The 12,608-nt window shown below is 69.5% G+C and carries 11 protein-coding genes; 6 read left to right on the top strand and 5 right to left on the bottom strand.

Going from position 1 to position 12,608, the window contains the following annotated elements; genetic code table 11:
• Positions 1 to 3 precede the first annotated feature (3 nt).
• The 5 genes from AB0B91_RS34830 (at position 4) to AB0B91_RS34810 (ending at position 8,806) form a co-directional block, all read left to right on the top strand.
• Positions 4 to 1,824 carry a UvrD-helicase domain-containing protein gene (locus tag AB0B91_RS34830; RefSeq protein ID WP_358328658.1) on the top strand — a complete coding sequence of 607 codons (1,821 nt, stop codon included), beginning with the start codon at positions 4 to 6 and terminating at the stop codon, positions 1,822 to 1,824.
• A 48-nt stretch (positions 1,825 to 1,872) separates the two neighbouring features.
• Positions 1,873 to 3,720: a sigma factor-like helix-turn-helix DNA-binding protein gene (locus AB0B91_RS34825; protein WP_358328655.1), complete on the top strand. Its 1,848-nt coding sequence runs from the start codon at positions 1,873 to 1,875 to the stop codon at positions 3,718 to 3,720.
• 60 nt (positions 3,721 to 3,780) lie between these two features.
• Positions 3,781 to 5,157 carry a cysteine--tRNA ligase gene (gene cysS / locus AB0B91_RS34820; protein WP_358328652.1) on the top strand — a complete coding sequence of 459 codons (1,377 nt, stop codon included), beginning with the start codon at positions 3,781 to 3,783 and terminating at the stop codon, positions 5,155 to 5,157.
• A gap of 152 nt (positions 5,158 to 5,309) precedes the next feature.
• Entirely contained in the window at positions 5,310 to 7,877 is a 2,568-nt protein-coding gene (locus AB0B91_RS34815) for a penicillin acylase family protein (RefSeq protein ID WP_358328648.1), read from the top strand.
• Between the two features lie 86 nt (positions 7,878 to 7,963).
• Positions 7,964 to 8,806 carry a hypothetical protein gene (locus AB0B91_RS34810; protein WP_358328645.1) on the top strand — a complete coding sequence of 281 codons (843 nt, stop codon included), beginning with the start codon at positions 7,964 to 7,966 and terminating at the stop codon, positions 8,804 to 8,806.
• Positions 8,807 to 8,817: 11 nt separating this feature from the next.
• Here the strand turns inward: AB0B91_RS34810 and AB0B91_RS34805 are convergent, their stop codons facing one another.
• A complete protein-coding gene (locus tag AB0B91_RS34805) occupies positions 8,818 to 9,054 on the bottom strand; it encodes a hypothetical protein (RefSeq protein ID WP_358328642.1) in 237 nt (78 codons plus the stop codon).
• Between the two features lie 30 nt (positions 9,055 to 9,084).
• Entirely contained in the window at positions 9,085 to 9,516 is a 432-nt protein-coding gene (locus AB0B91_RS34800) for a hypothetical protein (protein ID WP_358328639.1), read from the bottom strand.
• An 89-nt stretch (positions 9,517 to 9,605) separates the two neighbouring features.
• On the opposite strand from AB0B91_RS34800, the gene AB0B91_RS34795 reads away from it, so the two are divergent.
• Positions 9,606 to 10,514 carry a hypothetical protein gene (locus AB0B91_RS34795; RefSeq protein WP_358328636.1) on the top strand — a complete coding sequence of 303 codons (909 nt, stop codon included), beginning with the start codon at positions 9,606 to 9,608 and terminating at the stop codon, positions 10,512 to 10,514.
• Between the two features lie 207 nt (positions 10,515 to 10,721).
• Here AB0B91_RS34795 and AB0B91_RS34790 read toward each other — a convergent pair whose 3' ends face one another.
• The 3 genes from AB0B91_RS34790 to mshB are packed head-to-tail and all read right to left on the bottom strand — an operon-like array spanning position 10,722 to position 12,592.
• Positions 10,722 to 11,222 (bottom strand): flavin reductase family protein, encoded by a 501-nt coding sequence (locus AB0B91_RS34790; RefSeq protein WP_358328633.1) that lies wholly within the window; start codon positions 11,220 to 11,222, stop codon positions 10,722 to 10,724.
• 18 nt (positions 11,223 to 11,240) lie between these two features.
• The gene (locus tag AB0B91_RS34785; protein ID WP_358328630.1) at positions 11,241 to 11,675 is read right to left on the bottom strand and encodes a DUF6113 family protein; all 435 of its coding nucleotides are present in this window, start codon (positions 11,673 to 11,675) and stop codon (positions 11,241 to 11,243) included.
• An 11-nt stretch (positions 11,676 to 11,686) separates the two neighbouring features.
• Positions 11,687 to 12,592 (bottom strand): N-acetyl-1-D-myo-inositol-2-amino-2-deoxy-alpha-D-glucopyranoside deacetylase, encoded by a 906-nt coding sequence (gene mshB, locus AB0B91_RS34780; RefSeq protein ID WP_358328627.1) that lies wholly within the window; start codon positions 12,590 to 12,592, stop codon positions 11,687 to 11,689.
• Between the last annotated feature and the right edge of the window lie 16 nt (positions 12,593 to 12,608).

Raw genomic sequence — 12,608 nt, 5'->3', positions numbered from 1 at the left:
GCCGTGCCGCGGCTCGCGATCGCCCCTGACTTCCCCAGGGACCTCAGCGCACTGGCACAGCCGGTGCGCAGGGACGCCGTGGTCGCGCTCCGCCGCCTGCTGCTGAACGTCTCCGGCGCGCCGCACCCCGAGCGGGTCAGGGGCGCCAGGGACGCCCGCGTCGCGACGCTCCGCCTCGCTCCGGGCCACCGGGGCGTGGTGGTGCGTCAGCGGGACGTGTACTGGCTGCGTACCGTGCTCCCGAATCCCGAGGCGTGGTCGTACGCGCAGCGGTACAGGTACGGCATCAACCCGGTGATCGGCGTCATCGAGGAGTGGGACGCCGAGGCCCTCGAACGGGTCGAGCCCGCGTTACGCCGATCGGCGGGCACCACGGGGCTGTTCGACCCGGTGTGCGATGGTGATCTGCTCGCGCTGGGCATCGACGTGCGCGCCCTGCCGCTGGTGCGGCTCATCACCAACGAGGCCGACGTGGAGGCGCTCGAACCGCTGCTCCCCCCGACCCAGCACATGCCGCTCGCGGTGCTGGCCCGGGGCGGCTCGCTGTCCGAGGCCTGGCGGGAGCTGGACGCGTGCCGCGCCTCTGATGAGGCCATCGACCGGATCGACGTGGACGACCTCCACGCGGCGCTGCGGCGCAGCCCGGACCGGGCGGTGTTCGCCACCGACAAGGTGGAGCTGGAACGGGTGCTCGCGGCGCCGGAATGGTGCGCGTTCCCGCGTCCTGAACAGCACCGGCTGGCCCACGCCACCCGCTACGAGCACCCGGTGCTGCTGATCGGCGGGGCGGGCACCGGCAAGACGATCATCGCGCTGCACCGGGCGGCTCATCTGGCCGCGCACGGGAGCGGCCCGGTGCTGCTGGTGACGTACTCACAGGGGCTGGGCGACGACCTGTCCGCCCGGCTCGACCAGCTGATCGACGACGGCGTGACGCGCAAGCGGGTCGACGTGGACAACGCCGAGCGGCTGGCCATGCGCATCGTGGCCAGCGCGGAGGGCCAGCGCCCCGCGCTGATGGGCCCCGGCGCGCGCACCCTGGCCGAGCTGACCGACGAGGCGCTCCGGCTGCTGTCGAGGAGCACGGGCGACCTGCTCGACGACATCGAGCCGGGGCGCAAGCCGTACCGGCACGTCGTGGTGGACGAGGCGCAGGACATCAGCCCGGCGCAGTGGCGGTTGCTGCGCGCGGTGGCGCCCAGGGCGCACGACGACATGTTCATCGTCGGCGACCCGCACCAGCGGATCACCGACACGCGCGTGACGCTCAGCTCGGTGGGCATCCCGGCCCTGCAGCACACGCTCAAGGTGTCCTACCGGCTGCCGCAGGAGGTGCTGTCCTTCGCGGTCCGGCTGCGCGGCGGCGGGCCCGCCGACGGGCTGGTCAAGGGCATGTCCCCGCTGTACGGGTTCCGCGCGCTGCACAACGGCGATCGGCCGGTCGTCAGGATGTACGACTCGCCGGAGGCGGAGCTGGCCGGGCTGGTGGCCACGATCGCCGCCTGGCTGGACGACGGTGTCCCGGCCGGCGAGATCGCCGTCGGCGCGCGTACCACGAAACTGGTCCGTGAGGCACGAAAAGCTCTCGGGCGGGCAGATGTACGGGTGGCGGCATTCCAGAATCTGAAAGGGCTGGAGTTCGAGCGGGTCGCGCTCATCGGCGTGGCGGAGGGCGTGGTGCCCGAACCGCCGCCCGACGATCCGAGCGCTCGGGCGAGAGCTCTGCAGCGGGAGCGGAGCATGCTGTTCGTGGCTTGCACACGGGCCCGATCCATGCTCTATATCTCCCATTCCGGAAGAGGTAGCCCCTTTCTGTCGCTCTGATCACATAGTCTGAACTGCGGATATCTTCCCTTTGCCGGTTGGACCCCAATGAACCTCAGCCTGAGCGACCTAGCGCCACCGCTGCGCTGGACTTCTCCTGTGCAGATCGCGCCGATCTTGGAGGAATCCCAGCTGCCCGAGGCGTGGTGGCAGGCGATCCCACTTGACCGCGCATGCGCCGTGATCACCACACAGACCGTGGCGGGCCATCTCGCCGATCTCGCCGTGACCTGCTGGGGTCACCTGCTGGTCGGCGACATCCTGCCGCTGCTGCGCTTCTCCGACCCGGCCGAGGCCGAGCGGACTCCGGAGATGCTCGGCAAGGACGTGGTGCAGAAGCTGTTCGGCGGGGTGTTCGAGCGGTTGCTCGAACCTCCGTCCGAGACGCTCCCCGCGCCCGCCGCGCGGCCGGACAAGCCGCTGCCCGAATTGATCGACGGCCTGTTCGCGGCGCTGGACGAGCGGCAGCGGGCGATCGCCCGCGACCGGCTCTACGCCTCGCAGCGGGCCACACTCGACGAGCTGGCGCAGCGCTTCTCGGTGACGCGGGAGCGGATCAGGCAGATCGAGCGCGATCTGCGCGACCATGTGGAAGCCTGGCTGGGCGGTCCGGAGGCGGTCGCGCTCGTCGCGCACGTCACCTGGCTGCGCGGCCGGTTGGGCTCGGCCGTACCCGCGGACGATCTGGCCGCGGCGGCGCCGTGGCACCGCGGCGAGCTGCGCACGCTGGGCATCCCCGCCTGGCGCTTCGTGCGCACGCTGCTGACCGGGTACGAGCAGGCCGACGGGTGGTTGATCGCGGGCGGCGCGGACGAGCTGAGGGAGAAGACGCGCCAGCTGTTCACCGACGGGCCACGGCCGCTCGCCGAGGCCGTCGGCATGGTCACGCAGCTCGGCATCCGCGAGGACGTGGCCGAGCGGTGGATCCTGGCCGTGCCGCAGTTGCGCGTCCTGGACCAGCACGTGGTGCCGTGGCCGCGCAGCATCAACGAGAAGGCGGAGGCGGTCCTGGCGGTGGCCGAGCGGCCGTTGACGCCGGAGGAGATCCAGGAGCGCATCGGCGAGGACTACAGCCTGGTCGGCATCCGCAACCAGCTCACCGCCGACGAGCGGTTCCGCCGCGTGGACCGGAACAAGTACGGGCTGACCAGATGGGGCGGCGACGAGTACCTGGGGATCAGGGAGATGATCGCCAGGGAGATCGAACGGGCCGGGGGCGAGGCGTCGGTCAGCACGATCGTCACGAGCCTCACCTCCCGCTACGACGTCAGCGAGAGCTCGGTGCGCGCCTACTCGGGCGGTCCCGGGTTCGAGCGGACGCAGCGGGGCTGGATCCGGGTGGCCGGCACCTCGCCGACCGGGGAGGCCGAGCCGTACCAGCCGCGCAAGGACGTGTCGGAGACCCGGCGCAGCTTCCGCAGCCGCGACGGCCGATGGTGGCACCGCGTCGACGTCAACGCCGAGCACCTGCGCGGGTCGGGGTCGCCGCTGCCGACGGGCTTCGCGGCGTACCTGGGGATGGCGCCCGGCGGGCAGCTCACGGCCTCGACACCGTCCGGAGACGTGGTGGTCAGCTGGCACAACCAGCCGACGATGGGGTCGATCAGGAACGTGCTGGCGGACTTCAAAGCCGGAGAGGGCGACCACGTCTTCCTCACCGTGTCCGACGGGGGCGAGCTGCTGACCCGCTACCTGCCCGCGGCCGCGCCGGGGATGCCGCCGCTGAACCGCGCGCTCTACCTGATCGGTTACACCGCTCCGGTCACCTCGGAGATCGAGGGGCTGCGGCTGATCGGGGCGCGCATCGGGCTGCCGGACACGGCGATCCGCGAAGAGGTCCTGGCGCGGCTGCGGGAGCGCGGCGACCGGGACATCATCGGCTTCCTGGGCGGCTGACCGTTTCCTGAGCGCTTGGCGCTTTCGGGCTTCCCGGAGTCCGGGGGCTAGGCTCGGGGGATGTTGCGGATCTACGACACGCGCGCCAGGCAGGTCGAGGAGATCGCCCCCGCCCGCGCGATGCGCATGTACTCCTGCGGGCCGACGGTCTATCGTCACGCGCACGTCGGTAACCTGCGCTCACAACTCCTGTCCGACCTGATCCGGCGGGTGCTGGAGCGGCAGCGGGTCCGCATGGTGGTCTGCCAGAACATCACCGACGTGGGCCACCTGGCCGACGACACGGAGGCAGGCGGGTCCGGCGAGTCCGGCGAGGACAAGGTGCTCGTGCGGGCGCGGGCCGAGGGACGTTCGGCGCGAGACCTGGCCCGCTATTACGAGGACTCCTTCAAGCGGGACACCGCCGCCCTGAACCTGCGCCCGCCGGAGCACATGCCCCGCGCGAGCGAGTCGATCGACCTGATGATCGAGCTGATCGCCAAGCTGACCGAGCGGGGACACGCGTACGCGCTGCCGGACGGGTCGGTCTACTTCGACGCCACGTCCTTCCCAACTTACGGTGAAATTTCCGGCAACCGGCTCGATGCCCTCCGACCCGACACCACCGACCCCCGCAAGCGCTTCCACGCCGACTGGGCCCTCTGGAAGCCCTCCGACGGCGAACTGTCCTGGGACGCCCCCTGGGGCCGCGGCTTCCCCGGCTGGCACATCGAGTGCTCGGCCATGTCGCTGCGCTACCTCGGCGACCGTATCGACCTCCACACCGCCGGCATCGACCTGCGCTTCCCCCACCATGAGGACGAACGAGCCCAGTCCAACTCGGCGGCCGGCCACGAGGTGGTGCGTCACTGGGTGCATGGGGAGCACCTGCTGTTCGACGGGCGGAAGATGGCCAAGTCCACCGGGAACGTGGTCCTGCTCTCGGACGTGACCGAGGCGGGCCTCGATCCGCTGGCCGTACGGCTGGCGTTCCTGGAGCACCGCTACCGGCAGCAGCTCAACCTCACCTGGGACACCCTGCGCGCCGCCGACAGGACCGTACGGCGGTGGCGGGCCCGGGTGGCGGAGTGGTCGGAGTCGCCCAGCGCGCCGATGGCGGCCGAGCACGTACGGCGGGTGGAGTCGGCCTTCGACGACGACCTCGACACGCCGGCCGCGCTACGGGTGCTGCGCGAGCTGGAGCGGGACGAGTCGGTGGCGCCGGGGGCGAAGTTCGAGTCGTTCCTGCATCTGGATCAGGTGCTGGGGCTGGACCTGGCCATCGAGATCGGGCGGCCTCGGGGGACGGTGCTGCCGCCGGGGGCGGCGGAGTTGCTGTCCGAACGGGAGCGGGCTCGGGAGGCCGGGGACTGGGCGGCGTCGGATCGGCTGCGCGACTCGCTCGCCACCATGGGGGTCCGGGTGTCCGACTCGCCTTCTGGGCAGGTGTGGGAGTAAACGCTTTCTTTTCCCTGTCGGTCGCCGGTCGGCGACCGTCTCCTGGCGTGCTGGAATGCCGTGGGCGGCGAGGTTTCCGGTGTTGTTCGCAGGGCGGGAGTAGTGATCGTTGCTGTCAGACTTGAGGGGCTGCGCGAGAGAAGGAGGTATTTGTGAGGTTGCGGCCCTATGCCTGGCTGCCCTGGCCGTTTCGGTGGGTGGCTCGGATGCTGACCGTGGTCCTCGTGCTCGCGCTGGTGCTCGCCGGTGTGCTCGTCTACACCGCCCGGCGGTCGTTCCCCCAGGTGGACGGAACCATCCGCCTGCCCGGTTTAGCCGGGAATGTAGAGATTTATCGCGATAAAGCGGGAATACCGCAGATTTACGCGGACAGCTCCGAGGACCTGTTCATGGCGCAGGGGTTCGTTCACGCGCAGGACCGGTTCTGGGAAATGGACTTCCGGCGGCATGTGACCTCCGGGCGGCTGTCGGAGCTGTTCGGCAAGGCGACGCTCGACAACGACAAGGCCATCAGGACCATGGGCTGGCGCAGGGTGGCCGAGCAGGAGCTGCCCGAGCTGAGCGAAAGTACGCGCCGCTACCTCGACTCGTACGCCAAGGGCGTGAACGCCTGGCTCCAGGCCAACCCCAACGCCTCCGACCGGAGCCTCGAATACTCGGTGCTCAAGGTGCAGAACGGCGCCTACCGGCCCGAGCCGTGGACCGCGGCCGACTCCGTGGCCTGGCTCAAGGCCATGGCGTGGGATCTGCGGTCCAACATGGAAGACGAGATCGACCGCGCCCTGGCGCTCACCAAGCTGCCCCGCGAGCGGGTCGAGCAGCTGTACCCGGAGTACCCGTACGACAGCCACGCGCCGATCGTCACCCGGGGCACGATCGCCGACGACCGCTTCGACGAACGCGCCCGGCTGGGCGCGCGCGGCACCACGACCCGCGGCCAGAACTTGACCGGCGGCACCACGACCCGCGGCCAGAGCGTGACCGGCGCGCTCGCCCAGGCCGCGAAGACGCTCGACGCGGTGCCCGGCACGATGAGCGCCGCGGACCGCGACGGCATCGGGTCGAACTCGTGGGTGGTCTCGGGTGAGCACACGGCAAGCGGCAAGCCGCTGCTGGCGAACGACCCGCACCTGTCGGCGCAAATGCCGTCCGTCTGGTACCAGGTCGGGCTGCACTGCCGGAAGATCACCGAATCCTGCTCCTATGACGTGACCGGGTTCAGCTTCTCCGGCCTGCCCGGCGTGATCATCGGCCACACGGACAAGATCGCCTGGGGCTTCACCAACCTGGGGCCCGACGTGGCCGACCTGTTCCTGGAGCGGGTGACGGGCGACACGTACCTGTACAAGGGCGAGTCGGTGAAGCTGGAGACCCGACAGGAGAAGATCAAGGTGGCCGGGAGCGGCACGGTCACCCTGAACGTCAGGAGCACCCGGCACGGCCCGCTCATCAACGAGGTCATAGGCGACGTCAAACCGAGCGACGGCGCCAACGCGGTGGCCCTTCAGTGGACCGCCCTGACCCCCGGCACCACCGTCGACGCGATCTTCGCGATGAACGCGGCCACCGACTGGCCGGAGTTCCGCGCCGCGGCCTCGCTCTTCGACGTGCCCGCGCAGAACCTGGTGTACGCCGACACCGAGGGCCACATCGGCTACCAGGCGCCCGGCCGGATCCCCGTACGCGAGAAGGGCGACGGCACGTGGCCGGTGCCCGGCTGGACGGGCGAGTACGACTGGCGCACCGCCCCCATCCCCTACGACCAACTGCCCTCCGTGGAGGACCCCGCCGACGGCTACATCGTGACGGCGAACAACGCCGTCATCGACCCCAAGCGCTACCGGCCGCTCCTGACCAAGGACTGGGCGTACGGCTACCGTTCCCAGCGCATCCTCGACCGGATCAAGCAGGAGATCGCGAAGGGCAAGGTCGACGCCGCGACCATGTCCAAGATCCAGCAGGACACGTACAACGGCCTGGCCAAGGACGTGGTCCCGGCGCTGATGCGGGTGCCTCTGGCCGGGCCCGCCGTACAGGCCAGGAAGCTGTTGCAGGACTGGGACGGCTCGCAGGGCGTCAACTCGACCCCCGCGGCCTACTTCAACGCGGTCTGGCGGCACCTGCTCAAGCTGACCTTCGACGACGATCTGCCCGCCGGGGCCCGGCCGAGCGGCGGCGACCGCTGGTACGAGGTGGTCAAACGCCTGCTCGACGCCCCCGACGACCCGTTCTGGGACGACACCACCACCAAGGGCCGTACCGAGACCCGCGACGACATCCTCCAGCAGGCGCTGGCCGCGGCGTACCAGGAGGTGGCCGACCGGCTCGGCACCGACCTGGCGGCCTGGCGCTGGGGCGACCTGCACCAGCTCACGCTCACCAACGGCTCGCTCGGCACCTCGGGCATCGCGCCCATCGAGGCCCTGTTCAACCGGGGGCCGTTCGAGGTGCCGGGCAGCAAGGACGCGCCGAACGCCACCGGGTGGAACGTGCAGCGCGACTACACGGTGACGTCGGTGCCGTCCATGCGGATGGTCGTCGATCTGGGGGATCTGGACAAGTCAGGGTGGATCAACCTGACGGGGGCTTCGGGGCACGCGTTCCACGACAACTACTGGGACCAGGCGCCGCTGTGGGCGAAGGGGGAACTGCTGCCGATGTACTCGAAGCCGTCGACCGTCCAGAAGGCCGCCGTCCACACCCTGCGCCTCACTCCCTGATCTTCTTGACTACGACCACGGACGTACGTGGATTCCAGACCGTGGGCTGACGCGGACGACCCCTTCACCACGTCAGCATGGCGGACATGACTCGCCTCTGGTACTTGATCGGACTGCTCCTGATCGTCTCCGGGCTCGTCCATCTGGGCGTGCTCGTGGTCGACGGCGGCCCGTGGGACGGCCCTGTGTCGTTCCGCAAGCCGTTCACGTTCGGGGTCTCGTTCGGGCTGAGCGTGCTCTCGCTCACCTGGGTGGCGCAGTTCGTCCGGCTGCGTCGTCGCGACCTGCTGCTGGGCGTCTTCGCCATGGCGTCGGTCGTGGAGGTCGCGCTCATCACCGTGCAGGCTTGGCGCGGCGTGCCCTCGCACTTCAACATGTCCACCAGCGTGGATGCACTCATCGCCAGGACACTGGCCGCCGGCGGCTTCGCCCTGATCGCCGTCGTGGTCCTCATGACGCTCTCCGCCTTCCGCCGCGACCCCGCCGCGCCGACCAGCATGCGGCTGGCCGTCCAGGCCGGGTTCGGCACGTTCCTGGCCGCGATGGCCTTCGGGGGCATCATGATCGCCCGTGGGGTGGTCGAGGTCATGGCCGGCTCCCAGCAGCTCGCCTACACGGTGGCCGGTTCGCTCAAGCCCGCCCACGCCATCCTCATGCACGGTGTGCTGCTCCTGCCCGCCCTGGCCTGGCTCCTCTCCCGCACCCAGCCGTCCGAACAGATCCGCCTGCGTGTCGTACGGCTGGCGATCTGGATCTACATCACCGTCTCCGCGATCGTCTCGGGCCTGGCCCTCTTCGGCATCACCGTCGTCAGCCCGTCCACCGCCTCTGTGCTCTGCGCGGGCGCGATCTCGGGCCTGGCCATCGGCGCCCTGACCCTGGGCACGCTCCTCCCCCGCACCCAGCGGCACAGCCTCACGGGCTCATAGACCCACAGCTATCAGGAGAGGAAAGAGCGCGACTCTCCGATCGCCAGGTCCCACAGGCCCTCCCGGGGCAGTCCCTGGGCATGCCAGGCCGACCGTGCGTTCTCGATCGGTGCGAGCAGCGGCTCCCCCGACAGCACGAACGCGCCGTGCCAGGTGACGCTCAGCAGCTCGCGAAACTCGGGAAGGGGCGCGGTGAGGCGATCTTTGAAGCTGTCCGGCCAGCGGGGAACATCGATCGTCTGCGTCATGCGCGCCCTCTGCCCTATGTAGCGGATCAGTCACCCGGACCGATCGCGACCTGCGCCCCTTCTCCACCACAGAGGTGCGCGCGGATACCCGCCGTCGTCGAGCCCGGCCAGCCGCTCGAAGACGTTGTACGAGGCCTGATGCCCGCAGACCAGTACGGAGACGAGCATGGCCACCAGGTAGAGCGGCAGCATCGGCAGGCCCGCGCACCAGGCCCACTGGGTCGCATGCCGGCCCTCGTGCAGGATGAGCTGGTCATCGAGCGAGTCGCGCCTGGTCAGCACGACGTTCCCGACGGTGAAGGCCCCGGCGATGGGGAAGCGATAGCGGTAGCCGAACGCGAGGACGAGGCCATTGGGCCCGTGCTGCCTGGCGGCACCGCCTAAAACGGAGATCAGCAGACCGAGCGGGGTGGAGAGGTTGACGTAGTTCACCGCCCGCCGGAACCGGTAGCGCTTGTTCATGCGTCTGAGCCTTGACCAATCTTGACAAGACGGAATAATGATCCGGGTCCTGAAATCTCCCCAAGAGCAGGATTATGAGATTCACCATCGTGGGTGCGCTGGTCGGCACCATGGCCTTGGCCGGAGTCGGCGGCGTCGCGATCACCCAGACGTCAGCGTCAGATCCCCTCAACTCAACTGGCCCTCCTCTCCGCGTCGAAGTGGCGTTACCAGCCACCACCCCGACGACGACTCCCACTCCTAATGTCGGGAAGTACACCGCGAAGACGAAGGTCGTCAAGAAGAAGGGCGTCTCGTATCTGGATGTATCCATCAAGTACGACGGCGCGGCCCGGTTCAGCGTGAAGCAGAAGGTCTGCAAGTCCAAGTCGTGCAAGACGACGGCCGCCGACCTCCCCGTGACCACCGGTGCCGGCCAGAGCAGCAAGAAGATCGGCAAAGGCAGCTACAAGGTCAAGGGCAAACCCAGCATCAAGGTCAAGGTCCTGCCCTGGCCCACACGCACCGTGACAGCCTCACCGACAGCGACGGCAACGGCGACGGTCACAGACGCCGCTGACCCCACCAATTCGGCGACCGATACGGCAACCGCGACAGTGACCCAAACAGCCATGGCGACCACCACGGTCACCCAGGCGGCAACGGTCACGGCCACCGAAACCGCCCCGGCGGCGACGGTCACCGCCACGGTCACCTTCACCTGCCAACCAAGCACCGAAGCGCCGGAGCCGGTGGCTCCCACCGCGACCCCATCGACCCCATCGACCCCATCGACCCCATCGACCACGGAAACCCTAGAACCCACCCCGACACCGACGCCGACCGCGACCGCGACGGACACCCTCGTTCAGACGCCAGCGGACACAGTGGCACCGACCGAGTCCGCCGTGGCCTCGGTCCCCACCTGCCCGGCACCGTCTGAAACGCCGTCGGAAACCGTCACGGCGACAGGAACACCGACGCCGACGGTCACGACCCCGACTGCCGAGGCGCAGTAACCGCGACCCCGCCGACCCGGCTCCCCCTCCGGCGCCGGGTCGGCGGTCACACCGCGCTCCACCGGCACCGGTCCACGAACGACCACGGCCGGGGTCAAGAATGCGCACGTCACGGCGCCCAGCGATCTCCACCGGAGGAGCGTGTCCCTGGACAGGGCCCAGCCCCGTATGGCGGGTGGGGCCCACCGGGCTGGCCGTAAAAGCTGCTCATAAGGTCTTGTAGCGGCCCTGATGGTAAACAAGCGGACGGCCATCAACCGGCCCGCCGAGAGAAGTCACTCCACCCACCACGATCGAGTGGTCACCGCCCTCATGAACAGCGGTCGTACGGACCTCCAGGGTCGCCAGGGCGCCGGTGAAGAGCGCCACGCCCGACTCGCCCCGATCATGCGCCCACCGATCCAGCTGCCCGTCGAGCTCCCGCCCCCGATGCGCGAAGAACCGCGACGCGTCCTCCATGGACGCCGGCAGCACCGACACCCCCCACACCCCCGCCTCCAGCACGGCGTCGTGGAACCGGGCCACCTTCTCCGCGCAGAACAGCACCAGCAGCGGATCCAGTGAGACGGACGTGAACGAGTTCACGGTCATCGCGTGATCGATCCCGTCGAGCCTGGTCGTGACGATCGCGACTCCGGTGGCGAACCGGCCGACCACCTCGCGGTAGGCATCCCGCTCAACATGCCGCTCTGTGGAACCATGGTGCACGATCGCTACTTTATGCCGCTACGTCGGGTTCCTTGGCTGCTGGCCGTGCAGCAACCACGAGCCGCTGTTCGACGAGGGCGTCAGGAAGAAGGCCACGATCACTGCCGCCATGCTCCCGTAGAGGTAGACGTACCCGGCGGGATTGCCGGAGATCACCAGGTCGCCCTGCGAGAGCTTGAGCGAGAACGGCATCGACACCAGCAGCCACCCGAGCCCCGTCACCGACACCCCGAGGCGCGCACCCATGAGCTTGCCCGCCCCGAGACAGACGACGAAGAGCGCGAGCAGCCAGCCGATCGCCGAGCCCGGGATCATCCCGACAAACGGGACAGGACCGACGTGCCACATCGCCTGCGTGAACCCGCCCACGATGCCCATGACCAGCCCCAGCATGAACAGCATGCCGTAGGCGGCTCCACCCAGCGCCGACTCGGCCTGGCTGCGTTGCTCCATGAAGCACGAGGTTAGTGGATGCCCGCGAAGAGATCGTTCTCGCGGTGGTGCGGAGCTCCTATGCCGCCCGACTCGATCGGCGCGCCGGGCATCGCGTGGCCGGGCGCCCCGATCGCCAGGATGTAGTGCTCGACGCCCAGCGCCTCCTGGCCGATGTTGTTCGACAGCGCGAACCAGGGGTCGTCGACGCTGATCTGCGTGGCGTGCGCGCGCATGGCGTCCAGCTTGTTGCCGACCCACGGCCGCGCGTCGATCTCCGTGGTGATGACGTCGTCGGGGCTGCCGAACGGCATGTCATCGACGTCCTCGACGAGAAAGTCGACGTCGGCGGCGCGCAGCGCCTCGGCCGCGCGGCGCATCACCGATTTGGCGACGGCCGTGTGGTAGAACTTCGCGATCCGCCATGGCTCCCCCTCGCCGAAGCGCGGGTCGGAGGCGAGCTCGTACGCCCGACGCGAAACGCGGTGTGCCTGGATGTGGTCGGGATGCCCGTAAAAGCCGTTGTCGTCGTACGTGACGAGGACCTGGGGCCGTACCTCGCGGATGACCTTGACCAGCTCGCCCGCAGCCTCGTCGAGGTCGGCCTGCCAGAACGCGGTGGGCCGGTCGTTGGAGGCGACGCCCATCATGCCCGAATCGCGCCAACGGCCCGGCACACCGAGGAAGCGATGGTCCTCGACGCCGAGCGCCTCGCAGGCCGCCGCGAGTTCGGCGATGCGGTGCTGTCCCAGCGTGTCGTCGCGATCGGCGGCCAGGTGGGCGAGCTCCTGGGGGATGACCTCCCCCTCCTCGCCGAGCGTGCAGGTCACGAGCGTGACGTGCGCGCCTTCCGTCGCATACTTGGCCATCGTCGCGCCGGTGCCGATCGACTCGTCGTCGGGGTGGGCGTGCACGAGCAGCAGCCGTCGGTCAGTCATGAGTTCGAGCGTACTG

The sequence above is a fragment of the Nonomuraea sp. NPDC049141 genome (genome assembly GCF_040648415.1).
In the GTDB taxonomy this organism is placed as follows: domain Bacteria; phylum Actinomycetota; class Actinomycetes; order Streptosporangiales; family Streptosporangiaceae; genus Nonomuraea.
The sequence above is the reverse complement of the archived record's forward strand: the minus strand, read 5'-3'. Positions and strand labels throughout refer to the sequence as shown.

Bases quoted from the DNA above. Each gene is read 5' to 3' on its own strand.
- AB0B91_RS34825 (WP_358328655.1), top strand. From the start codon at position 1,873: ATGAACCTCAGCCTGAGCGACCTAGCGCCACCGCTGCGCTGGACTTCT.
- cysS (WP_358328652.1), top strand. From the start codon at position 3,781: ATGTTGCGGATCTACGACACGCGCGCCAGGCAGGTCGAGGAGATCGCC.
- AB0B91_RS34810 (WP_358328645.1), top strand. From the start codon at position 7,964: ATGACTCGCCTCTGGTACTTGATCGGACTGCTCCTGATCGTCTCCGGG.
- AB0B91_RS34805 (WP_358328642.1), bottom strand. From the start codon at position 9,054: ATGACGCAGACGATCGATGTTCCCCGCTGGCCGGACAGCTTCAAAGAT.
- AB0B91_RS34800 (WP_358328639.1), bottom strand. From the start codon at position 9,516: ATGAACAAGCGCTACCGGTTCCGGCGGGCGGTGAACTACGTCAACCTC.
- AB0B91_RS34785 (WP_358328630.1), bottom strand. From the start codon at position 11,675: ATGGAGCAACGCAGCCAGGCCGAGTCGGCGCTGGGTGGAGCCGCCTAC.
- mshB (WP_358328627.1), bottom strand. From the start codon at position 12,592: ATGACTGACCGACGGCTGCTGCTCGTGCACGCCCACCCCGACGACGAG.